At 67.8% G+C, this 26,294-nt stretch carries 24 protein-coding genes and 2 pseudogenes; 11 read left to right on the top strand and 15 right to left on the bottom strand.

What is annotated here, in order from left to right; genetic code table 11:
• Nucleotides 1-261: 261 nt before the first annotated feature.
• The gene (locus ABT137_RS49445; RefSeq protein WP_467847333.1) at nucleotides 262-1,905 is read right to left on the bottom strand and encodes a subtype B tannase; all 1,644 of its coding nucleotides are present in this window, start codon (nucleotides 1,903-1,905) and stop codon (nucleotides 262-264) included.
• Between the two features lie 177 nt (nucleotides 1,906-2,082).
• Between ABT137_RS49445 and ABT137_RS49450 the strand changes: the two genes are divergently transcribed.
• Nucleotides 2,083-3,315, top strand: a complete 1,233-nt coding sequence (locus tag ABT137_RS49450) for an ROK family protein (RefSeq protein WP_351720307.1) — start codon at nucleotides 2,083-2,085, stop codon at nucleotides 3,313-3,315.
• 365 nt (nucleotides 3,316-3,680) lie between these two features.
• Here ABT137_RS49450 and ABT137_RS49455 read toward each other — a convergent pair whose 3' ends face one another.
• The 3 genes from ABT137_RS49455 to ABT137_RS49465 all read right to left on the bottom strand — a co-directional run bounded on the left by ABT137_RS49455 (nucleotide 3,681) and on the right by ABT137_RS49465 (nucleotide 6,696).
• Nucleotides 3,681-4,514, bottom strand: a complete 834-nt coding sequence (locus ABT137_RS49455) for a hypothetical protein (RefSeq protein WP_351720309.1) — start codon at nucleotides 4,512-4,514, stop codon at nucleotides 3,681-3,683.
• Nucleotides 4,511-5,779, bottom strand: coding sequence for an oxidoreductase (locus tag ABT137_RS49460; RefSeq protein WP_351720311.1), 1,269 nt, complete (start codon nucleotides 5,777-5,779; stop codon nucleotides 4,511-4,513). The genes ABT137_RS49455 and ABT137_RS49460 overlap by 4 nt, the downstream gene beginning before the upstream one ends.
• A gap of 89 nt (nucleotides 5,780-5,868) precedes the next feature.
• Nucleotides 5,869-6,696 (bottom strand): SDR family NAD(P)-dependent oxidoreductase, encoded by an 828-nt coding sequence (locus tag ABT137_RS49465; protein ID WP_351720313.1) that lies wholly within the window; start codon nucleotides 6,694-6,696, stop codon nucleotides 5,869-5,871.
• Between the two features lie 272 nt (nucleotides 6,697-6,968).
• On the opposite strand from ABT137_RS49465, the gene ABT137_RS49470 reads away from it, so the two are divergent.
• The gene (locus ABT137_RS49470) at nucleotides 6,969-7,982 is read left to right on the top strand and encodes an AraC family transcriptional regulator (protein WP_351720315.1); all 1,014 of its coding nucleotides are present in this window, start codon (nucleotides 6,969-6,971) and stop codon (nucleotides 7,980-7,982) included.
• 8 nt (nucleotides 7,983-7,990) lie between these two features.
• Here the strand turns inward: ABT137_RS49470 and ABT137_RS49475 are convergent, their stop codons facing one another.
• The 6 genes and pseudogenes from ABT137_RS49475 to ABT137_RS49500 all read right to left on the bottom strand — a co-directional run bounded on the left by ABT137_RS49475 (nucleotide 7,991) and on the right by ABT137_RS49500 (nucleotide 12,419).
• Nucleotides 7,991-8,506, bottom strand: a complete 516-nt coding sequence (locus ABT137_RS49475) for an SDR family NAD(P)-dependent oxidoreductase (protein WP_351720348.1) — start codon at nucleotides 8,504-8,506, stop codon at nucleotides 7,991-7,993.
• Between the two features lie 144 nt (nucleotides 8,507-8,650).
• Nucleotides 8,651-9,373 carry an SDR family oxidoreductase gene (locus ABT137_RS49480; RefSeq protein ID WP_351720316.1) on the bottom strand — a complete coding sequence of 241 codons (723 nt, stop codon included), beginning with the start codon at nucleotides 9,371-9,373 and terminating at the stop codon, nucleotides 8,651-8,653.
• A gap of 28 nt (nucleotides 9,374-9,401) precedes the next feature.
• A complete protein-coding gene (locus ABT137_RS49485; protein ID WP_351720318.1) occupies nucleotides 9,402-10,355 on the bottom strand; it encodes a LysR family transcriptional regulator in 954 nt (317 codons plus the stop codon).
• Between the two features lie 612 nt (nucleotides 10,356-10,967).
• Nucleotides 10,968-11,180 (bottom strand): annotated as a pseudogene (locus tag ABT137_RS49490) (ISL3 family transposase); the annotation flags it as partial.
• A gap of 128 nt (nucleotides 11,181-11,308) precedes the next feature.
• The gene (locus tag ABT137_RS49495; RefSeq protein ID WP_351720320.1) at nucleotides 11,309-11,902 is read right to left on the bottom strand and encodes a hypothetical protein; all 594 of its coding nucleotides are present in this window, start codon (nucleotides 11,900-11,902) and stop codon (nucleotides 11,309-11,311) included.
• Nucleotides 11,892-12,419, bottom strand: coding sequence for a SigE family RNA polymerase sigma factor (locus ABT137_RS49500; RefSeq protein ID WP_351720322.1), 528 nt, complete (start codon nucleotides 12,417-12,419; stop codon nucleotides 11,892-11,894). Before ABT137_RS49500 ends, ABT137_RS49495 begins: the two co-directional genes overlap by 11 nt.
• A gap of 170 nt (nucleotides 12,420-12,589) precedes the next feature.
• On the opposite strand from ABT137_RS49500, the gene ABT137_RS49505 reads away from it, so the two are divergent.
• Nucleotides 12,590-12,880, top strand: a complete 291-nt coding sequence (locus ABT137_RS49505; RefSeq protein ID WP_351720324.1) for a hypothetical protein — start codon at nucleotides 12,590-12,592, stop codon at nucleotides 12,878-12,880.
• A gap of 1,248 nt (nucleotides 12,881-14,128) precedes the next feature.
• On the opposite strand, the gene ABT137_RS49510 is transcribed toward ABT137_RS49505, so the two are convergent.
• Nucleotides 14,129-14,548 carry a winged helix-turn-helix transcriptional regulator gene (locus ABT137_RS49510; protein ID WP_351720326.1) on the bottom strand — a complete coding sequence of 140 codons (420 nt, stop codon included), beginning with the start codon at nucleotides 14,546-14,548 and terminating at the stop codon, nucleotides 14,129-14,131.
• A 257-nt stretch (nucleotides 14,549-14,805) separates the two neighbouring features.
• Between ABT137_RS49510 and ABT137_RS49515 the strand changes: the two genes are divergently transcribed.
• Nucleotides 14,806-15,492, top strand: a complete 687-nt coding sequence (locus ABT137_RS49515; protein WP_351720328.1) for an FMN-dependent NADH-azoreductase — start codon at nucleotides 14,806-14,808, stop codon at nucleotides 15,490-15,492.
• A gap of 145 nt (nucleotides 15,493-15,637) precedes the next feature.
• Nucleotides 15,638-16,600, top strand: a complete 963-nt coding sequence (locus ABT137_RS49520) for an alpha/beta hydrolase family protein (RefSeq protein WP_351720330.1) — start codon at nucleotides 15,638-15,640, stop codon at nucleotides 16,598-16,600.
• Here ABT137_RS49520 and ABT137_RS49525 read toward each other — a convergent pair.
• Nucleotides 16,498-17,082 (bottom strand): transposase, encoded by a 585-nt coding sequence (locus ABT137_RS49525; protein WP_351720331.1) that lies wholly within the window; start codon nucleotides 17,080-17,082, stop codon nucleotides 16,498-16,500. The two genes, ABT137_RS49520 and ABT137_RS49525, sit on opposite strands and share 103 nt — an antisense overlap.
• 13 nt (nucleotides 17,083-17,095) lie before the next feature.
• Here ABT137_RS49525 and ABT137_RS49530 point away from each other — a divergent pair, with 13 nt between their 5' ends.
• Nucleotides 17,096-17,848 (top strand): SDR family NAD(P)-dependent oxidoreductase, encoded by a 753-nt coding sequence (locus ABT137_RS49530; protein WP_351720333.1) that lies wholly within the window; start codon nucleotides 17,096-17,098, stop codon nucleotides 17,846-17,848.
• Here ABT137_RS49530 and ABT137_RS49535 read toward each other — a convergent pair.
• Nucleotides 17,797-18,366, bottom strand: a complete 570-nt coding sequence (locus tag ABT137_RS49535) for an EthD domain-containing protein (protein ID WP_351720335.1) — start codon at nucleotides 18,364-18,366, stop codon at nucleotides 17,797-17,799. The two genes, ABT137_RS49530 and ABT137_RS49535, sit on opposite strands and share 52 nt — an antisense overlap.
• 337 nt (nucleotides 18,367-18,703) lie before the next feature.
• The gene (locus ABT137_RS49540) at nucleotides 18,704-19,000 is read right to left on the bottom strand and encodes a TetR/AcrR family transcriptional regulator (protein ID WP_351720350.1); all 297 of its coding nucleotides are present in this window, start codon (nucleotides 18,998-19,000) and stop codon (nucleotides 18,704-18,706) included.
• 172 nt (nucleotides 19,001-19,172) lie between these two features.
• On the opposite strand from ABT137_RS49540, the gene ABT137_RS49545 reads away from it, so the two are divergent.
• Complete coding sequence (locus tag ABT137_RS49545; RefSeq protein ID WP_351720336.1) at nucleotides 19,173-20,774, top strand: MFS transporter; 1,602 nt, start codon at nucleotides 19,173-19,175, stop codon at nucleotides 20,772-20,774.
• A gap of 537 nt (nucleotides 20,775-21,311) precedes the next feature.
• Here ABT137_RS49545 and ABT137_RS49550 read toward each other — a convergent pair.
• On the bottom strand, nucleotides 21,312-21,944 hold the full coding sequence (locus ABT137_RS49550) for a TetR family transcriptional regulator (protein ID WP_351720337.1): 633 nt from the start codon (nucleotides 21,942-21,944) through the stop codon (nucleotides 21,312-21,314).
• A gap of 127 nt (nucleotides 21,945-22,071) precedes the next feature.
• On the opposite strand from ABT137_RS49550, the gene ABT137_RS49555 reads away from it, so the two are divergent.
• The 4 genes and pseudogenes from ABT137_RS49555 to ABT137_RS49570 form a co-directional block, all read left to right on the top strand.
• Nucleotides 22,072-23,667 carry a bifunctional 3-(3-hydroxy-phenyl)propionate/3-hydroxycinnamic acid hydroxylase gene (locus tag ABT137_RS49555; RefSeq protein WP_351720340.1) on the top strand — a complete coding sequence of 532 codons (1,596 nt, stop codon included), beginning with the start codon at nucleotides 22,072-22,074 and terminating at the stop codon, nucleotides 23,665-23,667.
• Nucleotides 23,668-23,675: 8 nt separating this feature from the next.
• Entirely contained in the window at nucleotides 23,676-24,548 is an 873-nt protein-coding gene (locus tag ABT137_RS49560; RefSeq protein WP_351720341.1) for an alpha/beta fold hydrolase, read from the top strand.
• Complete coding sequence (locus tag ABT137_RS49565) at nucleotides 24,545-25,552, top strand: VOC family protein (RefSeq protein WP_351720344.1); 1,008 nt, start codon at nucleotides 24,545-24,547, stop codon at nucleotides 25,550-25,552. Before ABT137_RS49560 ends, ABT137_RS49565 begins: the two co-directional genes overlap by 4 nt.
• An 89-nt stretch (nucleotides 25,553-25,641) precedes the next feature.
• A pseudogene (locus ABT137_RS49570) lies at nucleotides 25,642-25,881 on the top strand (SDR family NAD(P)-dependent oxidoreductase); the annotation flags it as partial.
• Between the last annotated feature and the right edge of the window lie 413 nt (nucleotides 25,882-26,294).

A 26,294-nucleotide genomic window follows, 5' to 3' on the forward strand; every position in this document is an offset into this window, starting at 1 on the left:
ATGCGTCCACGCACGCCGAAGGGCCCCACCGCTGAGGAAGAACGGTGGGGCCCTGCGATGACGTAGTCGGTGAGGCGCTGGCGAGGACACGGGATTCGGGCTCGTGAGGGATCGCCGACCGCCCACCAGCTCTTCGTGGCGCCGAGCCCGGCTGGTATGGAAGGGTTCGGCGCCGTCGCGGGTGGTGTCCTGGGGGCGGACCGACGAGACGGCCGCCAGGTGTGTGCGGGTGGTCGCGAGGCGGGGGCTGCGCCTGGCGGGCTACTTCTTGTACCCGGTCACCTTGGCGACCCACTTGATGAAGTCGCCGGGGTCGACGTTGGTGGCGTGGCCCTGGTCCCAGTAGAAGGAGTGGTTGACGTCGTCGCCGAGGTTGTCCACCGCGGCGGCGAGGTTGGCGGAGATGACGTGCGAGGTGTCGGTGTCGCTGGTGCCCAGGCGGATCCACCAGTGCTTCGAGCGGCTCGGGTTGCGCTCCTCGAGCAGGTGGTACATCGGGTTCATCAGCCGCAGCTTCTCGGGGATGTCGCTCGCGACGCGCTTGGTGCTCAGGCCGGTGGTGTCGTTCTTCGCGCTGTACGCCGTGAAGTGGCGGTTCTCGGTAGTGCCCGCGCCGAACTCGTTGTTCTCGCCGGCGGACAGGTCGAAGGCGTCGAAAGCCGGCGTCGTCTTCTTCCGTGCGCCCACGTGCGCGAGATAGTCCTCCCATGTGAAGGTCGCCTTGCCGCCGGACCAGGTGATGAAGGTGTTCTTTGCCAGGTAGGTCTCGCGGTCCGAATCCGACAGGGCGGCGAGGTACTTGGTCGCGGACTCCTGGAGATAGGTCCTCAGGAGATAGTCGTCGTAGTTGCGGGCGGTCAGGAGGCCGTAGCCGTTCAGGCCGCGCAGCTTCAGCTTCGCCTGGTACTCGGCGAACTGGGACTGCAGTTCCTTCGACACCGTCTGGTCGACGACCTTGCCGGTGGACTGGGTGACGTTGGAGCCCCAGTTCCACTCGTAGGCGCCGTCGGCGTGCTCCAGGTCGGTGATCGGGCACCACGCGCCGGTCGCGAAGATCGCGTCGGAGGCGTCGGCCGCACCGGCCTCCTTCAGGTACTTGTCGTAGATCTTGCTGTCGCCGGACGCGCCGAGCAGGGCGGACGAGGCGCCACCGGCGCTGGTGCCGGTGGAGACGATCCGGTCGGCGTTGCCGGGCAGTCGGCCCTTGTTGAAGCGGATGTAGCGCACCGCGGCCTTCAGGTCCACGATGACCGCCGGGGCCGTCCCGTAGTAGGTGCCGGACGAGTCGGTCAGGCTGCGGCCGCGGGTACCGGGCTCGACGGCGACGTAGCCTGCCACCAGGGCGAGCTTCGCGAGGTTGACCATCCCGTTGATGGCCCCCGTGCCGCCGCCCGTGCCGCCCGACGGCATTCCGCTGGGTATCGACCCGTCGGTGGGCAATCCGGACGGCATCCCGCCGGTGCCGGTGCCGCCGCCCACGGAGCCCATCTCCAGCGCGGCCTGCCCCACGCCCGTGGCGGTCGCGACGGTCGACGGCATGTAGGCGCCTACCGCGTTCGCCAGGACGATCGGGGCGTCGGAGGCGTCGACGGCCTTGCCGTCGATCTTGACGGGGACGCTGACGACCAGGCTCTGGTGGGTGTCGTCACTGGGGTTGGTGACGTAGTTGCGGGGCTTGTAGAAGTGGTACGTCACCGAGTGGTCGGTACCGGCCGCGTCCGCGATCGTCTCCGTAAGCTCCGTGTAGTCGTCCTTGTCGAAGACCAGGGCGTCGGGGGACGTCGTGGAGCCCTTCTTGTCGCTGGACGCCTGAGCCGTCAGCGCGATGCCGCCGACCGCCGCGACGCCTGCGGCGGCGCCGATCCCGATGACGACGTTCCTTCGCTTGAGTGCCCTGTGCTGCACGGTCTCTCTCCTCATCACGCGGTTCGCGATATCCGTTGTGTTGGCGTTTGTGAACCTAGTGATGTTCCGCAGAGATCGTCAACAATTCTGTCGACTTCTAAGTGGATCCACAGGTAATTTTCAACCGTTGAAAAATATATCCTTCACGGTAGCAGACCGGTCAGGGAGAATCCGTACGTGAACAACCCAGCGGTCTCCGCGGACGTGCGCCGCAGCAACCTGTCCCTCGTGCTCAGGCATATCGAGGCGTGCGGCCCCTGCGCGCGCACCGAGATCGCCGCCGCCACCGGACTGGTGCACGCCTCGGTGACCGCACTGGTCGCGGACCTCCTCGCGCGGGGCCTGGTGGAGGAGGCCGGTGCCGCGGCCTCGGGCGGGCGGGGACGCCCGCGCCGCCTGCTGCGGCTCCTTCCCGGGCGGGTGTGGACGGTGGCCGTGCACGTGAGCCGGGAGCATGTGCATCTGTGGGGCGCGGACCTCGCAGGCATCGCCGTTCATACCGACCGCGTCCGGCACGAGGCTCCATTCGGTGACCCCGGGGCGATGGCCGCATCGATCGCGGAGGTCGTCGCACGGGCTGTCGTGCGGGCGGACGGTGCGCATCTCGGCCGCGTGGTGATCGCCGTGCCAGGACCGGTGATCGAGGGAAGGGTCGGCGCCGCCATCGGCTTCGGCTGGGAAGTGACCGACCTGGCGGCTCTGGTCGCCGGGCACCTGCCAGGGCTCCGCGCCCCGGTCGAGGTCGTCAACGACGCCAGTGTGGCCGCGCTGGCCGAGTACCACGCCCTCGCTGCTGCAGGCTCTGGCCATCCCGACACCGTCGTGTACGTCAAGGGCGACACCGGAGTCGGCGGCGGACTGCTCATCGGGGGCCGTATCCACCACGGCAGTCATGGCATGGCCGGCGAGATCGGCCATGTCCCCGTGTCCCTCGACGGTCCCCGCTGCAAGTGCGGCTCGCGTGGCTGTCTGGTCACCCACCTCGGCCTCCACGCACTGACAGCCGCCGCAGGGATGGACCCACTGATTCCGGGTCAGGACACCGCCGCTGCCCGAGTCGAGCTGGACCGACGCCTGCGGGCAGGAGACCTTCGAGCAGTCGCGGCCCTCGACGGCGCCGGCCATGCTCTGGGAGCTGCACTCCTTGCTGTCGCGAGCGCCGCCGACGTCGGTGAGGCCATCCTGGGCGGCTATCTCGCCGACTGGGCTCCGTGGCTGATCCCCGGCATCGACGCCCGCCTCACCGGACGCCGCACCGAGATCCCGGGCGTGGGGTTCACCGTCTCCGTCGGCGTCCTCGGTGCCGACGCCACGCTCCACGGGGCCGTTCAGGCAGGCCGTGAGCGGATCCTCGACGATCCCACAACTGTGCCCGCATGCGGCGGGAGAGAGGCGCCTACGGCTGGGTGAGGCGACGTCGACCCGTCCACGGATCGCGGGTTGTCCGGGAATGGCGAGGAACCAGCTTGCCCCAGGCTTCGCCGGCACGGCCCTGGTCGGGGCCCGCACCTCGGGCGCCGTCGCGCTGTCCGCGCCTTCATGCGTTGGCCTCGGTGATCGCACTGAGTGCGGCCCACGGGGGACCGCTCGATGGGGGCACCGGCCACGATCACGCAGACAGCCGAAGCCGCAGCCGCAGCCACGGCGACGAACGCGCAGCTGTCCATCACTACACGCCTGCCGTGCCCGCCACCTGCGGCCGCATCGCCACCGCGGGGGTGTCCGGCGGGGCCCGTCCACTGACCGAACTCGCCCAGCCCCACAGGTGGTCCGTGTCAGGGGCCGACCGGAGGGCGCGTCCTGATCACCGGCTCGGTGTGCGCGACGGTGAATGCGTGGACGGCTGTCATGACCGTGTGCTGGTCGGCGACGAGATCGGCGACCTGCTTGGACGCCAGGATCTCGTCCACGGCGGCGCGGCCGTCGGCGCCGAGGACGACACATCCGTGGTAGCGGCGGAAGGGCGGATTGTCGTGCGAGATACCGGGCGTGGGATGCGGAAGCGAGGTCCACGGCAGGAAGGTGTACGTGCGGAGGTCACGCGCACCTGCCTCATGGAGCGCGGGACCCATGTGGTGGTGTACGTACCTTCGGAACGCGCGGCGGCTCACTCCGCGCCGTCGGCGCAGCAGAAGGACGGTGCGGTGACCGACGTCGGCGTCATGACCGTCGGTCCACCAGCGGCCGGCTCGGGGGCCGGTCAGGTTCCCGAGCACCCGGTCGAAGACGTTCTGCTCGTCGAGGTACACCTCTCGCATGTGGACCGGGATGGTGAGCGCGGCGGCCATGCTCACCATCCGCACCTCGGCGATGCCGTCACAGCGCCAGCTCGGGGGTACGACGGTGCCGACGGTGGGAGAGGAGGGCCAGTAGCCGTGATCGGTGGGGGAGAAGTGGTGCTGAAGGTATTCGGCGATACTGGGCAGCCGCGCGACGATCCGCGCGTGCGGTCCTTTCCAGTAATGCAGGGCGACTTCTCTCGGCAGGTCCTCGCGGAGCCAGACCGGGAAGATCCCCGAGGTCGTTGGTACAGGAACGGTCGTACTCCCGGTGGCCGGGTTGCCCAGGCGGGTGCCAAGGGGTTCGTGGTCGTTCGGCACGTGGTTCACGCTTGCTCCGTCCCTCGCAGCATGTGGTCCTTCTGGATGCGGATCGGCTCGACGTAGCAGTCGATCGCCTTGCCGCCGAAACGGGCGATGCATCCGTTGCGGTACTGGCACACCGGCCGGCCCGGCACGGGGTCCTGCATGTTCTTGAACAGGTAGGGGTCGGCGATCATGGCCCGGGCCGCCGAGACGGCGTCGCAGCGGCCGCTGTCGATGGCCGACTCCATCCCTTCCCTCGTGTGGAAGCCACCGACGCAGATCACCGGGATGTCCAGCTGCGCGGTGAACTGCTCGGCCTGGGGGAGGTTGAAGCCCTCGCCGCCGGGCGCGAGCCGCTCTGCGACGCGTTCGATGACGGGGGCGGCGGCGAGCATCGCCAGGCGTCGCCGACGCGTCATCGATATCCCTGAGCCCTCGGTGATCTGTCCGCGGATGAACCCTTTGTAGTGTCCCAGGATCATGCCCGGCCACGACTCGTAGTGCGCCCTCGAGATCTCGACCGCGTCGATGCCTTCGCCTTCCAGCACCTTGGCGACGCGTACGAGCTCGGCGGTCGTCGCCCCCCGGCGCAGCGGGAGCATGTCCGTGCCGTTCAGCTTGAGCAGGACGGGGAAGTCGTCGCCGACGCGGGCGCGTATCGCGCGGAACACCTCGCGCAGCAGGCGCATCCGGTTGTCGAGGCTGCCGCCGTACTCGTCGTTGCGGCGGTTGGTGTGCGGGGTGAGGAACTGGCCGAGCAGGTAGCCGTGGGCGGCGTGGATCTGCACACCGTCGAACCCCACGTCCTGGGCTCGCTCCGCGGCGGCCGCGAAGGTTTCCACCACTGCCGGGATCTCGTCCCGGCGCAGGGGCCGCGGTTTCGTTCCGTACAGCGGCTCGCGCACTGCTGACGCGGACACCGGCGCCTTGCCTGGGTCGGCCGATTTGACCATCTGTCGGCCGCCGTGGTTGAGCTGGGCGATCAGGAGGCTGCCGCCGTTGTGCGCCAGGTCCACCCAGTCCCGCAGGCCGGCCTTCTTGTCGTCGGCGTCGATGCCGGCCTGACGTCCCGCGGACTTGGACTGCAGAGAGACGTAGAGGTTGCCTGTGACGATGAGCGGGGTACCGGCCCGCGCCATGGGTTCGTAGAAATCGAGCAGTTCGTCCGTCACGTAACCGTCGTCGGTGGCACGGGTCTCGCTGGTCGCTGACTTGAAGAGTCGGCCCGGCACGGTGAGCGTGCCGATCCGCAAAGGACGCAGGAGCGGGCTGGTCGGGGGAGTAGGCATCGGCGGCTCTCCTCTACCTCATGGATGCTGTGTGTGCGAGCGCGTCGTGGCTGGGTCGTCCACGACGGCCGGTTGCCAGTGCTGCCGGTTCAGTGGTTGGTGAGTGCGCGTGCCGCGACGGCCGCGGTCACGCGTTGGTAGGAGGGCCCCACGATGCGGACGAAGGCGTCGAGGAGCTTCGCGTCGGCGCCGACGAGCACACGTGCCTTGTTCCTGCGGACGCCGCGCAGAATCGTCCGTGCCGCGTCGTCGGGGGAGATGCGGGCCAACTTGCGGTCGAAGAGGTCGACCACCGCGGCTCGGTCGTCGCCGGCCGGCACACCCGCGTTGCGTGCGATGGCCGTCTTGACGCTGCTCGGGTGCACGCACGTGACCTTGACGGGGTGGCCGGCCGCCAGCATCTCCTGGCGCAGGCACTCGGTGAAGCCACGCACCGCGAACTTCGCCGAGCTGTAGGCGGTCTGACCGGGCACCGACATCAGGCCGAACAGGCTCGAGACGTTGACCAGGTGTCCGTCCCCCGACGCGATCAGGTGCGGCAGGAACGCCTTGCTGAAGTTCACCACGCCCCAGAAGTCGACGTTCATGATTCGCTCGACGTCCTCGAGAGCGGAGCGCTCGAACGCGCCGTGGTACTCGATGCCGGCGTTGTTGTAGAGCTGATGGACCCGCCCGAAGCGACCGACGACCTCACCGGCGTACCGAAAGACGGCCGCACGCTCGGAGACGCCGACCGGCGCTGCGTCGACCTCGGCGCCGAACGCCTCGACGCGCCGTACTGTTGCGGCGAGACCTGCGGTGTCGACGTCGGACAGTGCCAGCCTGGCCCCCTCGGAAGCGAGGGCGACGGCCAGCGCCCGGCCGATGCCGGAGCCCGCTCCGGTGATGACGGCGACCCTGTCTGCGAATGCGTTCACGCGGCTCGATGCCTTCCGGTGGGTGCGGGCGGGACCGCAGGTCGATGGCGGGTGGGCTCGGGGCAGCCCGACCGAAGTCGAGCGGTCACCCTGCCCTGTCCGCGACGCGTCCCGGCGGCCGGACCTGGCGTGTGACCCGCTGGCTGGCGAGCCTGTCCCTAGGCTCGCGGAGGCGTGTCCGCTACCTGAAGTAGCTGGCGCCAGCAGTGAGTGTGACGCGGCACACCAGGGTTTGCTTGACACCCGACGACATAGTTTTTACTTTGCACGACATGGAACCACTGGTGCGGGCCGCGACCCTGCGGGGCTGGGCGAGTCTGGTCCGCGAGCTCGGAGGCGACCCGGAGGCGCTGCTCACGTCGGCGCGTCTGCCCGGTCAGGCGCTGGACGAGGAGGATGCCCTGGTTCCCGCGCGCGCTGCCATGCACCTGCTGGAGGCATCGGCGGTAGCTCTGCGCTGCCCGGACTTCGGTCTGCGGATGGCGCATGCGCAGGACCCGACCGCGCTCGGACCGCTCGCCCTTGTCCTGCAGAACACACCGACGGTGCGGGAGATGATCCAGACCGCGGCGCAGTACCTGTTCGTGCACAGCCCGTCGCTCACCCTGGCGCTGATTTCCGCGGGCCAGGAGTTCCCCGGCCACGTCGCGATGCGGTTCGACATGGTGCTCGATCCCCGCCCGCCGGCCCGTCAGGCGATGGACCTCGGTCTCGCCACTGCCCACAGGCTCCTCGGCCTCGTCGTCAGGACCGGATACCGGCCTCGGGCCGTGCTGCTGCCGCACGCGCCCGCCGTCCCGCTGTCGAGCTATGTGCGGTTTTTCGGAGCGGAAGTGCGACCGGAACGTGCGTACGGTGCCCTGATCATCGAAGAGCAGTTGATGGACGTTCCTCTCCAGGACGTCGACGAAACGATCCGCCGGGTCGCGACCAGCTACCTCGACACGAATTACCCGGCGCCCGGCTCGTCCACGGCCGACCTCGTGCGCACCGCGATGGCGCGAACCGCCGACGGGCGGGCGGGAGCGAGCCTGGAGCAGGTGGCGGGGTTGCTGGCACTCCATCCCAGGACGCTGCAGCGTCGCCTAGCAGAGGAGGGAACCGGTTTCGACCACCTGCGCGACCAGGCGCTGAGGGACCTCGCACACCAGTACCTCACGGAGTCCTCCCTTTCGATGTCGCACGTGGCGCTGGCCCTGGGCTTCTCCGAGCAGTCGGCCCTGACGCGCGCTTGCAGGCGCTGGTTCGGGCAGACACCGACGGCGCTTCGTCGTGGCAACCGGTAACCCCTGGCTCAGCGGCGGGGGCCGCCACCGTCGACCACGAGGGTGTGGCCCGTCACGAAACGCGCGGCGTCGGAGAGCAGGAACAGGACGGCGTCGGAAACCTTGCCCGGAGTGCCGATCCGGCGGAGCGGTACGGGCTCCATGGCTGACCGCAGCATTGCGGGTTCCCCGGTGAGCGAGGAGAGCATGTACGTGTCGATCATGCCGGGCGCCACGACATTCACGCGAATTCGCCGGGGGCCGAGTTCCACGGCCTGGAACTCGGTGAGGTGTTCCACGGCGGCCTTGGAGGCGGAATAGGCGCCCGACCGGGCGCGCACGACGTACGCCGCGATCGAGGCCACGTTGACGATCGCGCCGCCCGATTCTCCCATCGCGGACACGGCGGCCTGGACGCCGAACGAGGCCCCGAGGACATGGATCTCGTGCATGCGGGTGAGGTCGGCGCCGGATGTCTCCAGTACACCGTTGAGGCCGTAGACGCCCGTGGCGAGGCGTCGCCACCCGATACGACAAGACTCCAGACAGCTACCTCGCCGGCCTACAGCTGCGCGCCTCGATGGCCTGGATCAGAGACCTCATCCGGACCACCCATTGATCACGACGCGATACTTGCCTTTCGGCGGCCGCCGCCCGGGCAGTCGACGTTGAATGTGTATCTCATTTAGTTATTTCAGGATGCTGCCGCCGTCGACGACGGCCACGTTCCCGGTGACGTAGTCCTGTTCCATCAGATTGACATAGATCTTCGCGATGTCCTCCGGATCGGCCACCCGGCCCAGAAGCGTGTCGCCTCCGGCGCGGTCGAAGAACATCTTCTGTGCCTGTTCAGGCATGCTCGACCACAACGGCGTGCGCACGATACCGGGGGCTACGACGTTGACTCGGATCGGGGCGAGTTCGGCGGCGAGCGAGCGGGCGGCGGCGATGACGGCCGCGGTGACCGTGGTCCCGAGCAACTTCCCGGTTCCACCGTGGAACGCGGCGGCACCGCTGGTCAGCGTCACCGAGCCGGAGCCGCGGAGAGTCGCCAGTGCGCGACGCACAGTGTCCAGAGCGCGGAAGAGACGGATGTCGAAGAAATCATGAGCCTGTTGTGGGTCGTAGTCAGTGATCACGCCGCCAACGAGAGCGTCCCCGGCGGTGTAGACGAGATGGTCAAAGGCACCCACCTCAGCGAAGAACGAATCCAACGATGCGGCCGAGGTGACGTCGACCGGCAGCCCGGCTGCCTGACCGGGGAGCAAGGCGAGCGCCCGCTTCACGGACTGCTCCGAGCGGGATCCGACAATCACCTGTGCTCCGGCCGTGGCCGTCGCCTGGGCGACGGCCAGGCCGATGCCGCTGGTACCACCGATCACAACGACACGGGTTGAGGGCGAGAGAGACACGACAAGCTTCCTTTCGAAGGGGTCGCTGTCAGCCTCCCGTCTGCTGAGCCGGCTCGTCCAAGACCGGTCGGTTACCAACTGATGCCGCATCGGCATGAGCGATCGCCGGAGGCCCGGCAAGCAGCGTTGTCCGGGCGGTTTCCATCAACTCGCGCAGGACTGCGGAGCGGCGGCGCGATTCGACCACCAGGCAGACCATCGCCTCGGGCAGGTCAGTCACCCGTACAAAAGCCAGGTCCGGGCGGTGGTAGTAGCGCGTAGCGGACTCCGGGATGACGACTACGCCCCGTCCCGCGGCGACAAGCTCGAACTTCTCCTCCACCGTGAGTGAGACGGCGACAGAACGGTCGCGGTTCAGCCCCAGGGGAGCCGCCGCTCCACGCCACCCCGGAACAGCCTCGACCGGCTGCAGCAACACATCGCCGGCGAGATCCGCGAGGCAGAGTCCGCTTCTGCCGACTCGCGGATCGTCGATCGGCAAGGCCACCGCACGGCTCTCGGAGTGCAGGTCCACGACTGTCAGGCCCTGGTCGTCGAACGGCCGGTGCGCGAAACTGGCATCAAAGCGACCATCACGCACAGCGGTGATCTGTTCACTCCACGAACTCCGCACGACGTCCACCCGTAGACCGGGGAAATGCTCCTCCAAATGGCGCACCACCGGAGTGAGGACAAGGCCGGGCATGAAACCGATCGTCACGCTGCGACCCTCGTGCTCCGCTACCCGAACGCGCCGCTGCAGTACTTCGGCCGAGCGCAGCAGCTCCCGCGCGTCCTCACGGAGAAGCTCACCGGCGGTCGTCAGACGCGTTCCCCTTTGTGACCGTTGGAAGAGTCTCACTTCCAGTTCCCGTTCCAGAGTGGCGATCGAACGGCTCAGCGCTGGCTGCGCGATGTGCAGGATCTCGGCGGCCCGGCCATAGTTCAACTCGTCGGCGAGAATGAGGAAGTACCGCAGTCGGCGAAGATCCAGATCGGCCATACGTTTCATTGAAGCAGCCGAACCCAGGCATCTGCCAGGAGGATTGGAGGTCCGAAGGTTCCTCTTCGGCAACGCTGTAGGTGCGTGCCGTTGGGGGAGACTGCAGAAGTGAGGAGTTTGGTGCTGCTCAACAGTTGGTGGTCCCAGTCAGCGGTCCGCGACGCCATCCGGACGTCCGATCTGCACACCCTGGGAAGCACGGCTGTGTCCCGCAATCGGTGACGACGAAGAGTGGCGACTACCGTGAATGCGCCCCGTCCGTATATCTTCCTCGTGGTCCTCATGGTTGGTGTGCCAATGTCTTCGGTGCGTCTGCGAAGGTGGGGAAGCGTGACGTCGGCGTCGACGGGACGGCGGTGTTCGTTCGGTGAGTCTGATGGCGTTGCCGGCCGGGGGCGGGTCGGTAGCGAGGAGCCCGGCGCTGTGCCTCCGGTCTCTGGTTGCGCGCGTGACGCTTGGCGGTTGGGTGCGAGGTTGAGGTGTCGGGCGCATTCGAGGAGGCCCACGCCCGTGCCGAGCAAGTGGGAGCGGATCTCAGTCGGCCCCATGTCGCAGTGGCAGTGCCAGATGATCCGTCGCTCCAGGGCAGACGTGTGCGTACGCCCGGTCCGTTCACTCTTGGATCACATAGCCGAGTTGGCCCGCCCGTCGGGTCTTGGGGCGCTGGTACGGCTCCAGCAGTTGTGGGACCTGCTCGCGGAAGGTCTGCCGCGGACAGTCCGGCATCGGGCAGACCAGGCGCCGCACCCGCACTGACACCACGACTCGGCGGCAGTCCACCGGCAGGTTCGCCGCCGTACGCTCGTGGAAGCCGTGCACTCTCGCGGTCGGTGTCCCATACTTCGGGCGTGCCGGACCCGAGGGTTCGCGTCCGTGTCAAAGGCCGGCGGCGCCAGGGAACAGCTCACCTGCTCCGGTACCCGGGGGCCGCTGCCCGTGACGGTCGGCAGAGGTCAGGATCCGTCAGGGCAGGACCATTTCGAGATTCTCATGGTGCGGAGATCGAAATCGACCTCGATCGATTTCGGTGTGCTGTTGCTCGTCACGCGGGCGCGGACGGCGTCGGGCCCGGCGCTATGGAGGTCGCCGACGGTGAAGACGGTCGTAGCTTCCACATGACCACACGTGGCTGCCAATTCACCGGCTCGACTGCCTTCGAGAACAGCTTCTCGCTTCAGCGCCGCTTCCGTAAAATGCTCGGTCATCAGCTTCCACAGCTTCGACGTCGAATCCTGTGCGGCAAAGGCATCCGGTAGAACCGAGTAGTAAGCCCGCAGTTTCTCCTGAGCCGCTGACATTTTAGAAGCCTCCCCGTGGCGGGAGGGAGTTTCCGCCGATCGGTTCGCGCCTACGGAATTCCAGTAGGCGCCCGCACTGAGCGCCGTCACGGCGATTGCCGCAATGGCGGCGGAACGGGAACGGCGTTGACGGCGTCGGACGCTTCGGCGACGCAACTCCGATGCGGACACTGGCCGGTCCACCCGAACACTTTCCAACTGGGCGATACTCTCGGTAAGCCAGACAGTACGCTCGTACTCATCCGACATGGTCCACCTCCTGATCCGGCAGAGAGGAAAGGTGGCGGGCGAGTGACAGGCGCCCACGGACCAGCCAGACCCTGATGCTACCTGCCGGCCAGCCCGTCTCGGCACTTATCTGCTCGACGCTGAGGTCGCACAAGTGGTGGAGGACGACGACACTTCTGTGCTTCTTCGGAAGAGTGCGAAGTGCCTCGACGAGAGCGACGCGTTCGGGGGACGGCCCTTCGGCGTAGCGCTGTTCGTGATGACGCTGCATGAGCTGTACACCGCGCCGCAAACGCCGGAAGCGAGATACGGCAAGCCGCCAGGCCGTGGTGCGGATCCACGCCTCCTGGGAACCGTCACTCGTGAATACCCCACGTCGACCCCAGGCCCTTATGAACGCCTCCTGCACGACATCCTGCGCCTCCGGCAGATCGCCGGTCATCGCGTAAAGCTGCCGAACGAGCCTGGGGTAGGCCAGTGCATAGAATTCATCGAACTCCTCTTCCGCCGTGCCTCTCGTCACTCTTCCGCCATTCATATCCGTCCACGGAACGGCCAGGGGTCCTCCGCACGGGAAGTACGCACGGGCGCCGATCCCCCGCTACAGCCGCCCTCTGTGACCTGTATCACCACATCCGGGTGTCGCGTCCGGGCCCCCGCGCTGCGTAGTCCAGCAGTCCAAGTCGAACCAACAGCAGAGGAAATCCCATGCGCCATGCCGCCCCCCGTAAGTCGAGCAGGATAGGAACGACGTTCAGGACGGCCGCGGTCAGCGCTTTCGCGCTCGGCAGTCTGACCGTGGCAGCGGGGTCGCAGGTCCACGCGGCCGCGGCGACCTCGCACTCCACGACGGACGACTCCGCGCGCACGCAGAAGCGGAAGGCCGATGCGGTCGCCGCCGCGGCCAAGGGGCAGACTTCCCGGCCTGTGACGGACCCCGAAGCGGTACGCGTGCTGAAGATGAAGACGGTCGCGATAGCCCACGCACCGAAGGGCTGAGCAACGCCGGATCTCTGGGTGGCGGTGGTGACAGCTGCCGCCACCTTGATCAGTCACGTTGCGCTTTGCGAAATGCCGGTTGCCCGATTCTGTGTGGCTTCGGTGCCCGGATGCTCCTGGTCGAACGCGTGATCCCACCGGGAACGGACCGCACCGCAGCAAGATCTCCGACTTTGACACAGCCGGTACTCATCAGGCTCGGGTCCTCCCGTCGGCCTCCTTCGGCGTCATCGAGGCGCGCTGACAACCGGAGTCGGGGCCTGGCGACTGCTCGGCGCTGCTCACCCGCTAGTCGAGTGTGCCGGTGACGATTCCCTTGCCTGCGGGCACGGCAGGGCGATCGCGGCAGAGTCGTGTTGCGGCCGCACGAGCCACAGGGTCACGCGTCCCACGCCGCACGTCCGCGTCAGTCTGTGCTGAGGAGTCTGTTCGTACGCCCGCGCTCGGTGATGTCAAGGACGCGACCGGAAACCCAGGGGGAGTCCCTGCCACAGGACCTGTGAAGCGGGTGAGCCATTCGGTGACGGTGGCGATCTGGGTCAGACGCCCAGCAGAAGGTCCCTCTCAACGGCCCGGCACCGTGCGGCTGTCGGCTTCTCCAGGTCGCCTACGGATGGAGACCGAGTCTTTGATCTGTGAACGCCGTTGCCGGAGAGGGTGTTGTGGATGCTGCCCCACGGCGGGTGACTCGGCCTAAGACGCTTATGCAGCGAATTGGTCAGCACGGCGCCAACCTTTCACAAGCAGAGACTTGCAGATCGGCTCGTGCCTGATCATCCCCGCTGAGCCGGACGGACAGGTCGTGGTCCGGTAGTCGGCGATATGCTCCGGCGCCCAGTCCTCGCCCAGCTTTTCCACCGCGAGTGCTGTCCGGTGTTGGTTCGTGGCCGGCGGATACCGTCTGGGGCGTCGCGCGCGGCCCCGAGCCCTGTCGGTCCTCGGCCTCAACGGCTCAGTGGTGCCAGGTTCCCCAGTCCTGTGGCGCGGGATCTCTCCGCCGCGATCTCCCGCATCGGGCCGTTCCGAGCCCGACCGCGCGAGATCTCTTCGCGTTCCGTAGGCGTCGGATGTCCCACCCTCCGGCGCCAGATCGGCGGAACCTACTCGCTGTCGGACTTGAGAATCTGTGAAGATCGACCCCGGAGGTCGGCCCCGCAGCTCCCGCGTCCGCGTACCTGACATGCCTGGACGCCCCAACCGTGTCATCCGACACCTCCGGCATGTTTTCTGCCTGAGGTGTTGCGTTGATCAGTTGAGTTCGCCCTGGCCCGTTTTCGCGAGGGCGAGGGTCCGGTGCTCGCGAATCGCGCCGTGGTGGGTGGAGGCCCATTGGACGAGCGAGGTAGCCACCTTGAGGAAGCTTTTCCCCAGAGGGGTCAGTGAGTACTCGACGCGGGGCGGTACCTCGGCATACGCGGTCCGCGCGACCAGCCCGTCCTCGCCGAGCTGGCGCAGTGTGAGGGTGAGCATGCGCTGCGAGATGCCTGATACGGCCTGTTGTAGGTAGCTGTAGCGGCGTGGACCGTCATGCAGATTGGCGATTACGAGAAGGGACCACTTGTCGCCGACCCGGTCCAGGGTCTGGCGCACGAACTCGCCGTGCTCGACCGGAAGGCGCCCACATGCTTCCGCACCGGGCGTGACGGGGCGGGCGATCTCGCTGGTCATGGGACGCACTCCTTCGGTACAGGCGGATCGGTCGGTCATAGGGAAGAGTTAGTACCGGATCATACGGCTACGAACAAAGGGTAAGCGTACTTCGGGGGGAATAGGCCGAATCGGATCACCTGGGGCCCGGTCGTTGCCACAACGAACATGGCGCTCCGGTACGGACATGAATGTGCCTTTTGTAGGCTGTCTGATGGCGATGCACCATGGGGCTGCGCACAAGTCGTAAGCGTGCTGGTGCGTCACCACGGAATTGCGTGCGCGACGTGTCGGCACCGAGTGAATCGAGTGTCATGTCATATTTGTTGCATATCGATGCCACGTCGTTCGACGCCGAGTCGATCTCGCGCCGGGTCGCCCGTTCCTTCCTGGATGTGTGGCCGGGGAAGGTGGTGCACCGTGACCTCGCCGCCACCCCGGTCCCGCACCTGACTGCGGCGGGGATCTCCGCTCGGCTGACCGATCCCGCCAAGTACACCCCGGAGGAAGCGGCCGCCGCGGCGGTGCAGGACGAGTTGGTCGAGGAGTTCCTCGGCGCGGCCGGCTACCTGTTCACCGTGCCCCTGTACAACTACGGGATGCCGTCGTCGTTCAAGGCGTGGCTGGACCAGGTCATCATCTTCGGACGCACCTACTCCCTGCCGGACGGCCCGCCGCCGACGGCCGGCCGCACCGCGGTGGTGATCTCTTCCCGCGGCGGCTCCTACGGACCCGGCGCCCCGCACGAAGGCAGGGACCACCTTCTGCCGAATATTCAGGAGAGCATGGGCCGCGAACTCGGCCTCGAACTCGAATTCATCACCATCGAGTTCGGCCTCGCCCCCACAGTCCCGGTATTGAGTCAATTCCTCCCCATGCACGAGGAGTCGCTGGCCAACGCCCACAAGCAGGCACGTCGGAATGCCGAGGCCTTCGCCCTACAGCAGAAGGCCACCGCAGCCTGAACTCGTCCGCTTTGGCTGATCCTGCTGGTATCACGTGTCCGGGCGCTGCCGCGCTTCTGAAGGGCCGCTACGTCGTTCCGCTTTCTGTCGACCGAGGCACTTCACTTCTCATCGACCGCAGCGTCCGGGCGAGAGGGAATCATCAATGAGCAAGCAATTCAGCGAGGCCGGCGGTATTCCCGTCAACGAATCCTCCCCGGTCAGCAGCTTCAGTCCGGTGGTGCTGACCGTTCCGGGCCGGGCTGTAGATCTGCACGTCAAGGTGTCGTCACCCGCAATAGGCACCGATCTGCCCGTGATCCTGCTGTCGCACGGCCACGGCCCCTCCAACTTCGTATCGTCCCTGCATGGTTACGGCCCCATCGTGGACTTCTGGGCGGCGCACGGCTTCGTCGTCATCCAGCCGACCCACCAGGACTCCATGGCGCTGGGCCTGCGCGACGCCGGCGACCCTGACGCGCCGCTGTACTGGCGATCCCGGACCACCGACATGCACCACATCCTCGACCACCTCGACGAAATCGAGGCGACCGTCCCAGGGCTGGCCGGCCGACTCGACCGCACCCGCATCGCCGCGGTCGGGCATTCCATGGGCGGGCACACCGTCGGCATGCTGTGCGGCCAGACCGTCACCGACCCGACCGACGGATCCGTCGTGAAGATGGCCGACGACCGCATCAAGGCAGGCGTCCTGATGGCCCCACCCGGCCGTGGCGAGGACCTCGCCGGATTCGCGTCCGAGCACTACCCGATCCTGGGCACCACCAGCTTCACCACGATGACCACGCCTGCGCTGGTCATCGTCGGCGAGAACGACTGGCACGCTGGATTTTCCGACCGCAAGGACTGGCGCTCCGACGCCTACTTCTTCAGCGCCGGCCCCAAGACACGGCTGACACTGTTCGGCGCCGAGCACAGCCTCGGCGGCGTGTCGATGCACGACGCTGCGGAAACGACCGACGAGAACCCCGAACGCGTGGCTACGCTGCGCGCACTCGTCTGGGCCTACCTGCGTTCCGCGCTGTACCCCGGCGACACCGCCTGGGCCGACGCCACCGCCGCGTTGAACAGCATGCCCGAACCGATGGGCACGATCGAAGCCAGGTGAAACGACCTCGATCGTGCAGGCCGGCGTTGAAGGTGGCCAGGGCGTCGTGGCGGTGTCACCACCATCCGTCCGCTGGTCCGAGTGCACACCGAGTTGTCGAACGCTCCGCAGGTACTGGTGTACTGCCGGGACACCCCGGCCGACATGATGCCCCTGTTGATGAACCCGGTGTCAGCGATGATCAGCACGCCGCGCGTGTCGAGTTGTTGGCCGACGCACTCTCGCAGGTCATCTCGAACGGCATCGGCACCCCAGCGTGCACCGGTCAGCAGATGCCGTAATCCAGCAGGGTCACGATGTGGCGCACTCGCTGGGACGGACGGGAGCGCGCGGTGACCGAACGGAACTGTAGAGAGTTCTCCATTTACCGGAGGCCGATACGTGCTGTTGCCATCGGCGCGGGTTCCAACCGCCTCACCTTGTCCGTACGGATCGGTACGGAAGTTCTGCCATTTTGTGTGCATGTCAGCACAGAGATTCATGGGAGTGATTCACATGGGACAGCTTGACGGTAGGACTGCCGTTGTCACCGGTGGCAGCACCGGAATTGGCCTGGCCACCGCCGTACGGCTGGCAGCTGAGGGCGCATACGTGTTCATCACCGGTCGGCGCAAGGCCGAACTGGACGCCGCCGTCGAGACCATCGGAATAACCAAGGCTACGGCGGTGGCGGGGGACATTTCCAACATGGCCGACCTGGACCGGCTCTACGACGCGGTCCGGACCCGGGGCCAGGGGCTGGACGTGCTTTTCGCGAACGCGGCGACCGGTGCGTTCGTGCCGTTGGAGCAGATCACCGAGGAGCACTTCGACCAGACCTTCGGCGTCAACGTGCGGGGCACGCTGTTCACCGTACAGAAGGCGCTTCCGCTTTTTAACGACGGTGCCTCGGTCATCCTGAACGCCTCCACCGCCGCCGACAACGGCATGGAGGCGTTCGGCACGTACGCGGCGTCCAAGGCCGCCGTCCGGTCCTTCGCACGGACGTGGGCCAACGAACTCAAGGGCCGTGGTATCCGGGTCAACTCGGTCTCGCCGGGCGGGATCGACACTCCCGGGCTCACGGACATCTTCGGTGGTGAGGAGGCGTTGGCCACGGTCAAGGAGCACGTCGCTGCGAACGTGGCGATAGGCCGCCTGGGTCGCCCGGAGGAGGTCGCCGCGGTCGTGGCGTTCCTCGCCTCCGAAGGGAGCAGCTACGTCCTCGGCGCCAACTGGTACGTCGACGGTGGCGAGAACCAGATCTGAGAAGCCCACCACTCACCACCAGGGCAGATCGGTCTGGAAGCGGTCGCCCGTACGGCGCTCGGCACGCCGCCGCCGTGGTGGGGGAAGCGCGGCAGGCCGGCACCAAGCAGTGGGACCTGCGTCTGCTTCTCCTCGACAAGTACGCTCAGCGCCGCCAGTAGATCGCTGAAGTTGACGCCGTCCGGACCCGTGACATCGCGGGTGTACGGTTCGGCGAAAATGTACGCCATCGTCTCAAGTTTCTCGAAGTACAGCTCGGTCACGGAGTCTCGCGGCAGCGGCACCTGGTAGCCGATCGCGCCGTAGGCGCGGTCGTAGACGTGGTTCTGGACGTACTTGACCATGGTCAGCTTGTTGGCGAGGGCTATCCCGCGGTGCACAGTCCGGATGTAGTCGGCCTGCTCGGCGTGAGTCATTCCGGGACGGCGCCGCACGGCGGCCACCAACTTGTCGAGTCGGGAGATCGGCAGCGGGCCGGCGGACCCCATGGCGGGTATGCCCCGTGCGGTGACGTTCACGTGCCGTAGGGCGCCTGAGGCCGGTTGGGTCAGCACGGGGAAACCCACGGACGTGAACCTCGGGCCGATCGGGTGTATCCACGCCATGCTGGAATGCCTTAGCCGTGCGAGACTCCACGCGGATTGCCGCGATCCGGTCCTTCGCGAAGGTCACGAGAATCAGCGTGGCCAGGGCAGCGCCGACGGCGACTGGTCGTCGGCTCCTGCGGGGCGTCTTGAACGGCTCGGGGGAGGCATACGTGATGCTGTCCTCGTATCCGTACTGGGCTGATGCATTCCCAGGTCCCGGAGTTGACGCTGTCCAGGGTTGCCGGCAGGTGTGCTTCAAGGGCTCTGCTCAGGGGGCCGGGCGGAACGCTAGTGTGAAAGACGCCCTGCCGCTGGCCGCGGGCGAGGATCCCGGCGGCTGTGTGGCGGGCACCCGGGTGCTCGCCGGGTCGGGGGAGGGTGTTTTCCCGGCGGTGACCGCGAGGCGTATCGCTTCCCCCGCGTCCGCTGCGAGTCCCTCGACGAGCGCGATCCGGCCGGCGAAGTGGACGTAGACGGTTCGACGTGCCACGCCCGCGGCTTCGGCGATGTCGGCGAGGCTGCTGTCGGGGTTGCGGCCCAGTTCTTGCCCGGCCGCCTCCAGGATGCGTTCGCGGGTGGTACGCGCCGCGTGGCGCGTGGCACGTGCGGGTCTGGCCGGTTCGTCACATCAGCATCTCTGGCGGGGAAAGGCAGGGGCCTCCGAGATGTTTGCACAGCAGTGAGCAATAAACTAGGCTACCCATTGTTGTGCAATTAACTTGTCCCTGGGAGCCCCCATGCCCTTGATCGCCACCACACCCGTCGAGAAGATGACGGGGCCCTATCCCCGCCGCTGGTGGGCTCTGATCGTGCTGTGCCTGAGTCTGCTGATCGTGGTCATGGCAAACACGTCGCTGATCGTGGCCGCGCCCGACATGACCACGGACCTGGACCTGTCCAGCAGTGACCTGCAGTGGGTCATCGACGGCTATACCGTGCCGTACGCCGCGCTGATGCTGGTGCTGGGCTCGATCGGCGACAAGTACAGCCGCCGTGGCGCCCTGATCACCGGCCTGGTGATCTTCGCTGGTGGCTCGGTGCTGGGCAGCCTGGTCGACGAGACCGTACTGGTCATCACGGCCCGCGCGATCATGGGCATCGGCGCCGCCGTCGTCATGCCTGCCACGCTGTCCTTGCTGGTCGCGACCTTCCCCAAGCGCGAGCGGACCCGGGCCATCACGGCCTGGACCGCCACCTCCGGTCTCGCCATCGCCGTCGGCCCGCTGGTCGCCGGGTGGCTGCTGGAGGACCACGCCTGGGGCTCGACCTTCCTGACCAACGTCCCCATCGCAGTCGTCGCCGTCATCGGCGCGCTGGTCCTGATCCCGCCGTCCAAGGCTGAAGGCATGGGCCGGATCGACTACGTGGGCGGTCTGCTCTCCATCGTCTCCGTCGGCTGCCTGGTCTACGCGGCCATCGAGGGCCCGCACTTCGGCTGGGGCGCCGGTCCGGTCGCCGCCGCGGCGGTCGCCGGTGTCGGCCTGGTCGCCTTCGTCGCGTGGGAGCTGCGCCACCCGCATCCCATGCTGGACGTGCGCAAGTTCCGGTTGCGCCCCTTCAGCGGGTCGATGCTCGCGGTGCTGTTCTTCTTCTTCGGTACCTTCGGCGCTATCTACTACTCCACCCAGTACCTGCAGTTCGTCCTCGGCTACGATGCGTTGGCAACCGGCGTGCGACTGCTGCCGCTGGCTGGCGCCGTCTTCCTCGGCGCCGCGGTGACCGGGCAGCTGACCCCGAAGCTGGGCATGAAGCCGATGGTCGTGGCCGGCATGCTGATCGGCACGGCGGGTGTCTTCCTGCTCACGCAGGTCGACAAGAGCTCCACCTACACGGACTTCCTGACCCCGATGATGCTGCTCGGCTTCGCGATTGGCCTGAGCGTGTCCCCGGCCACCGACACCATCATGGGCTCTTTCCCCGAGTCCGAACTCGGCGTCGGTGGTGGCGCCAACGACACCTCCATGGAACTCGGCGGTTCCCTCGGCATCGCGATCCTCGGCTCACTGCTGGGCACGGCCTACCAGGACAAGTTGACCGACCTGGTCGGCGGACAGCTCCCGGCCGACGCGCTGGAGACCGCCAAGGAATCCGTGGGCGGCGGCCTCGCGGTCGCCGAGCAGCTCGCGAAAACCTCTTCGACGGGTGCCCAGCAGGCGCAGGCACTGGTGGACGCTGTGAATGAGTCCTTCGCACACAGCGTCGCGCACACCAGCCTCATCGGCGGCATCATCATGGCTGCCGGGACGCTGATCGTCCTCGCCGTCCTGCCGGGGCGCAAGCGCGCCGGAAAGCCTGTTCAGGAGGATGAGGCAGAGGCGGAGCGCGCGGGCGTCGCCTGAGGCTCCAGGCGGGGCGGTTCAGGAGGAGGTCGCCCGCCGTAGATCCGCTGTAACTCCTCCGTCCCGGGACGGCCGTGCCTGAGCGGCGCACCGCCGGGGGCGGTGCCGGGAGGCGCAGTCGGCAACGCTCTTGTTCGGTTCTATCCGAGGTCGGGCGACGAGCGCCCCCACGGGCGTCGACCGTCCGGTCGCCTAACAGACACAGCATCATCTTGGCGTTCGAGGCGGCCTCGTCACCGTCGAGGTCGTGGCGGGAGAACTCCAGCCCTCCAGGGACAGCTGCGTGCCGCCCAGGGTGGAGAAGGCAGCGACGGCTCCAAGGGCGGTCAAGCGGTCGGGACGATCCCGGCCTTGAGATTGCACAGGACCCGAGCGGCGACGCCGTTGTCCGAGCGGACATGCTCGAGGCACTGGCGGCGCGGGACCTGCGCGAGTTCCGGGTGTGGCTTGGGAATCCGAGTGCTGAGCGGAAAGCCTGCCGCGCCGAGCTCCGCCGGGTCATCGAGCCCGACCAGAGGCACTGTCAGGCGGTCAGGGTCATCCCGCGCTCTTCATTGCCATACGGGTGGCCGCTTCGTAGACCAACTGCGCATGCAGCTCGAACATCGCCACGAGGTCGACGGCGTCGCCGTCGACCTCCCGCTGTACGAACAGGCCGTCTGCGCCGGCGACGGCATAGGTGGTGAGCATGTGTACGGCGTCCTCGTCGAGCTCGGGGACCAGGACCTCGACCACCTCGGTGATTTTCCGGCGTGCGATGTCACGCACTCGGAGGAACACCGTCCGGCCCCGGGGCTCGGTGGGCCGACGCTCCAGGGCGAGCATGAGGCCCAAGCGCAGGAAGTCCGGTGCGTCGACGAGCGACTTCGCCACGTTCGCCGCCATGCTCGTGACCCGCTCCAGCGGCGTGCCCGTCTCTTCCCCCGGCAGCTCGACGGCCGTGAGCCACGTCTCGAAGCTGCGCTCGATGACGGCGGCGATCAAATCGTCCTTGTCCTCGAAATGCCAGTAGATCGAGCTCGCGGGCAGCCCGCACTTGGCGCTGACTGCGGCGATCGAGGTGCCCTCGTACCCGCGCTCGCCGGCGATCTCCACCGCGGCGTCGAGGATCCGCTGGCGCGACTCCACCCCGTTGGCACGCTTCCTGCGCGCCACCTGCGGCCTGGTCATCGACTCCACCCTTCCTCATCCAGCCTTGACCTTGTCGTGCGCCCACTTTACCGTAGCGATTATTCCAATTGGAGCTAACGCTACAGCAAGAGCCGACGCAGTTCAGGGACGACAGTGAGGTGGCCCGGTGAGTGGTGTCCGTGCCGGAGGCAGAGCCGAGGACGAGGCGTATGACGTAGCCGTGATCGGCTATGGGCCCACAGGAGTGACCGCGGCGAACCTGCTGGGGGCGACAGGCCTCAAAGTCGTCGTGCTCGAGCGCGACGCCGAGATCTTCTCCCGGGCACGGGCGATCTCCACGGACGAGGAGGTCATGCGGATCTGGCAGCGCGCCGGTCTGGCCGAGCGGCTGAAGCTGGACATGCTGGCCGAGCGGTCGCTGGACTTCGTCGACGCGCAGGGCCGTGCCTTCATCAGCGCGCACCCGAGCCCGCGCGGTCATGGTCATCCGCCGCAGATGTTCATCTACCAGCCGGCGCTGGAACAGGTCCTGCGAGAGGGGGTCGGTCGCTACCCGAACGTGGAGATCCTGCTGCGGCACGAGTGTCTGCGGCTGCGACAGGACGGCGACGGGGTCGAGCTCACGGTGGTGGGTGCCGACGATGCGGTACGACGGCTGCACGCCAAGTACGTCATCGCCGCCGACGGCGGCTCCAGCCTCACCCGTGCCCAGCTCAACATCGGCTACGAGGGCAAGACGTACGAGGACCGCTGGGTGGTCATCGACACCGAGATGCTCAAACCCTGGCCGGACCACGACCGGCTGCGCTTCCGCTGCGACCCGGACCGGCCGGCTGTGGACTGCCCCACCCCGCTCGGGCACCACCGCTGGGAGTTCCCGATCCTGCCGGGCGACGACGAGGAACACCTGACCACCGACGAGGCCATCTACGCGATGGTGTCCCGCTACGGCATCGACCGGGACCAGATCAAGCTCCTGCGCGCCACCGTCTACAGCCACCACGTCCGCTTCGCCGCCCGCTTCCGCATGGGCCGCGTCTTCCTCGCCGGCGACGCCGCCCACGCCATGCCGCCGTGGATCGGTCAGGGCATGGCCGCTGGCGTGCGCGACGCGGCCAACCTGTGCTGGAAGCTGGCCGCCGTACTGCGCGGCGAACTGCCCGAGACGGTGCTGGACAGCTACGAGGCCGAACGCAGGCCGCACGTCAGGGAGATCACCAAGCGTGCTGTGTTCGTCGGACGGATCATCACCGAACGGCGCCTGCCGGTGACCCGGATCCGGGACACCGCGCTGCGCGGCCTCAACCGCATACCGGGCTTCAGCAACTGGCTCCAGGATGCCAACTGGATACCTGTCGCCCACTACGCCGACGGTTTCCAGGCTCGCCCCCGCACCAAGGCGTCCGGGCACCAGATCCCCCAGCCATGGGTGACCGGCCCCGACGGTGAACGCGTACGGCTGGACGACGTACTCGGCGGGCGCTGGCTGCTCCTGCACGCCCGCTCGGCAGCGCCCCAGCCTGCGTGGGACCGCGCCGGTGTTCCCTCGCTGACCGTCATGCCCGCAGGCTCCGGGCCGGCCGAGGGGACGGTCGTCGACGGCGACGGCGTCCTGCTGCCCTGGATGGCCGAGCACCGCGTCGCCACCCTCGCCCTGCGCCCGGACGCCTACGTCTACGCCGCCGCACCCACGGGCGCCGCTCTCCCGCCGCCTCCCGTCGGCTTCGCCCCCGCGCACGCGTCCGCCCCGACCGCCCTGTAAGGACCGCCATGACCACCCACACCGAACTGCCGTCGTTGCAGATGTCCCTGCTCGACGTCGCCGGCAAGCAGATCTTCGTCGCGGAGACGGGAGAGGGCCCGCCCGTCCTGCTCCTGCACGGCGGCGGACCCGGCGCCTCCGGCGTCTCCAACTACGCCAGGAACATCGCCGAGTTGGCCAAGGAGTACCGGGTCATCGTCCCGGACCTGCCCGGCTACGGCCGGAGCACCAAGGGCGTCGACGGTGCCGACCCCTTCGGGTACCTCGCCGATGCGATCCGCGCTCTTCTTGACGAACTCAGCCTGGAAAGGGCCCACTTCGTCGGCAACTCCTACGGCGGCGCCTGCGCGCTGCGCCTCGCCCTGGACACCCCCGACCGGGTCGACCGCATGGTCCTCATGGGCCCCGGCGGTATCGGCACCACGCGCGCGCTGCCCACGCCCGGCCTCAACAGCCTGCTCAACTACTACTCCGGGGACGGGCCCTCGCGGTTGAAGCTGGAGAAGTTCATCCGCAACTACCTCGTCTTCAACGCCGCCGACGTCCCAGAGCACGTGATCGACGCCCGCTACCGGGACAGCATCGACCCGGACGTCGTGGCCGCCCCGCCGCTGCGCCGCCCGTCCGGCCCGAACGCGCTGCGCACCCTGTGGAAGATGGACTTCACCCGCGACAGGCGCCTGGCCCGCCTACCCGTGCCCACCCTGGTGCTGTGGGGCGCGGCGGACAAGGTCAACCGGCCCGACGGCGGACGCATGCTGGCCGAGCGGATGCCCAACTGCGACCTGTACGAGGTCGCCAACACCGGACACTGGGTCCAGTTCGAACGAGCCGAGCTGTTCAACCGGCTGTGCGCCGACTTCCTGGCAGGCCGCCGATGAACGCCACCGCTTCGGTCTTCGGTGCCGTCCACCTGGGCTACCTCGTCATCGAGACCAACCGCTTCGCCGACTGGCGCCGCTTCGGCACCGAGGCCATCGGCATGCACCGTGACGACCTCGACTCCGGCACGATGCGGTTCCGGCTCGACGACCAGGAGTGCCGCTTCCTGTTGCGGCGTGGACTCGCCGAGGATGTTGTCGCCGCAGGCTGGCACCTCGACGACCATACGACCTTCGAGCGGATCGAGGCCCGTATACGCGCCCACGGCGTCCCCGTTGTCGAAGGCACCGCGGAGGAGGCCGCCCTGCGGGGCGTCGAGCGCCTGCTGCGTTTCCCCGGTCCCAAGGGCATCACGCAGGAGATCTACACCACCCCGGTGAAGTCGGCTGTACCGCTGCGGATGCTCGCGTCCGGGTTCGTCACCGGCGACTCGGGCATGGGTCACGTCGCGGTCACGTCCACCAAGCCGGCTCAGCTACAGGGCTACTTCAGCACGGTCTTCGACGCTCGCCTGACCGACTACATCGACGAGACGATCAGCGGCGTCAAGCTCAAGATCCGCTTCCTGCGGGTCAACGAACGCCACCACTCCATCGCCATCGCCGCCGTCCGCGGCCTGCCGATCGACCCGATCCGCACCCGGGTTCAGCACCTGAACATCCAGGCCGCGACTCTCGACGACGTGGCGCAGAGCTACCAGCGGGTGTGCGACCTCGGCTTCGACATGGCGCTGTCCGTGGGCCAGCACACCAACGACAAGGAACTCTCCTACTACGCCCGCACCCCCTCGGGCTTCGAGTGGGAAGTCGGCTGGAACCCGATCGTCGTCGACGAGTCCACCTGGGAACCCACCACCCACCAGGGCATCAGCATCTGGGGCCACACCCCCGTCGGCCAGACCATCATCGACAAACTCGACCAGTTCCGGCTCGGCGCTCTCTCCCTCGGCCGCCCGGAGAACACCGTCCCGGCCCTCAGCGGCGCCGGAATCCCCGACGACTGACAGCGCCTCCCTCCGGACCGGCGTCGGTCCGGTCCGGATCGACGCCCGCACGACACCTTCCCCTTACGAGTGCAACTAGGAAGTTGCCCATGACAACGTCTCTGATCACGGGTTCGACCGCGGGTATCGGTGCCGCCTTCGCGCGGCGGCTGGCGGCCGACGGCCACGACCTCGTCCTGGTGGCACGCGACACGAAGCGGCTGCGTGAGCAGGCGACCGCGTTGCACGACCGGCATGGGATCAAGACGGAGGCGCTGACGGCCGACCTGGCGACGGATGAATGCATCGCGGCCGCCGAGCGGCGCCTGGCCGACCGTTGTCGACCAATACATTGGCCATTGACCAGCGGGCAATGCTCACGGGCAACGCTCAATCCGTGGTCGGTTCGGCGTCACCTCGCACAGTCATGGGCGGCTCTCCTCTGCCGCACACGGGCACAGCTGTGGGATTGTCAATGATCTGCTCGCGGCCTGCTTGGACGGCCCTGTGGAGCGTGGCGACTTCCTCAAGTGGGTCGCCAAGGCCACCGGCCACAAGCAGTAACCCGGCAGGAGCAGCCCTCTCCCCAGGCACACGCACGCCCACGGCGACCACCGCGTCGGTTCGCGCCAGCACGCCGTCCAACAGCGCCGGGTCCCTCCGCGCCGGCTGGGCTCGTCAGCGCCCCGGCGTGCTTCATCGGGCACGATACTGAAGGGCTCCACCGCGCGCGGTAGCCCCCTTCGGCGTGCGTGGACGCAGC

The organism is Streptomyces sp. NPDC001980 (genome assembly GCF_040296885.1).
Taxonomy (GTDB): domain Bacteria; phylum Actinomycetota; class Actinomycetes; order Streptomycetales; family Streptomycetaceae; genus Streptomyces.

Excerpts from the sequence above, each read along its gene's own strand:
- ABT137_RS49520 (WP_351720330.1), top strand. The coding sequence starts at position 15,638 with ATGAGCAAGCAATTCAGCGAGGCCGGCGGTATTCCCGTCAACGAATCC.
- ABT137_RS49460 (WP_351720311.1), bottom strand. The coding sequence starts at position 5,779 with ATGCCTACTCCCCCGACCAGCCCGCTCCTGCGTCCTTTGCGGATCGGC.
- ABT137_RS49505 (WP_351720324.1), top strand. The coding sequence starts at position 12,590 with ATGCGCCATGCCGCCCCCCGTAAGTCGAGCAGGATAGGAACGACGTTC.
- ABT137_RS49560 (WP_351720341.1), top strand. The coding sequence starts at position 23,676 with ATGACCACCCACACCGAACTGCCGTCGTTGCAGATGTCCCTGCTCGAC.
- ABT137_RS49510 (WP_351720326.1), bottom strand. The coding sequence starts at position 14,548 with ATGACCAGCGAGATCGCCCGCCCCGTCACGCCCGGTGCGGAAGCATGT.
- ABT137_RS49470 (WP_351720315.1), top strand. The coding sequence starts at position 6,969 with ATGGAACCACTGGTGCGGGCCGCGACCCTGCGGGGCTGGGCGAGTCTG.
- ABT137_RS49485 (WP_351720318.1), bottom strand. The coding sequence starts at position 10,355 with ATGGCCGATCTGGATCTTCGCCGACTGCGGTACTTCCTCATTCTCGCC.
- ABT137_RS49495 (WP_351720320.1), bottom strand. The coding sequence starts at position 11,902 with ATGTCGGATGAGTACGAGCGTACTGTCTGGCTTACCGAGAGTATCGCC.
- ABT137_RS49525 (WP_351720331.1), bottom strand. The coding sequence starts at position 17,082 with ATGAATCTCTGTGCTGACATGCACACAAAATGGCAGAACTTCCGTACC.
- ABT137_RS49545 (WP_351720336.1), top strand. The coding sequence starts at position 19,173 with ATGCCCTTGATCGCCACCACACCCGTCGAGAAGATGACGGGGCCCTAT.
- ABT137_RS49500 (WP_351720322.1), bottom strand. The coding sequence starts at position 12,419 with ATGAATGGCGGAAGAGTGACGAGAGGCACGGCGGAAGAGGAGTTCGAT.
- ABT137_RS49565 (WP_351720344.1), top strand. The coding sequence starts at position 24,545 with ATGAACGCCACCGCTTCGGTCTTCGGTGCCGTCCACCTGGGCTACCTC.
- ABT137_RS49530 (WP_351720333.1), top strand. The coding sequence starts at position 17,096 with ATGGGACAGCTTGACGGTAGGACTGCCGTTGTCACCGGTGGCAGCACC.
- ABT137_RS49550 (WP_351720337.1), bottom strand. The coding sequence starts at position 21,944 with ATGACCAGGCCGCAGGTGGCGCGCAGGAAGCGTGCCAACGGGGTGGAG.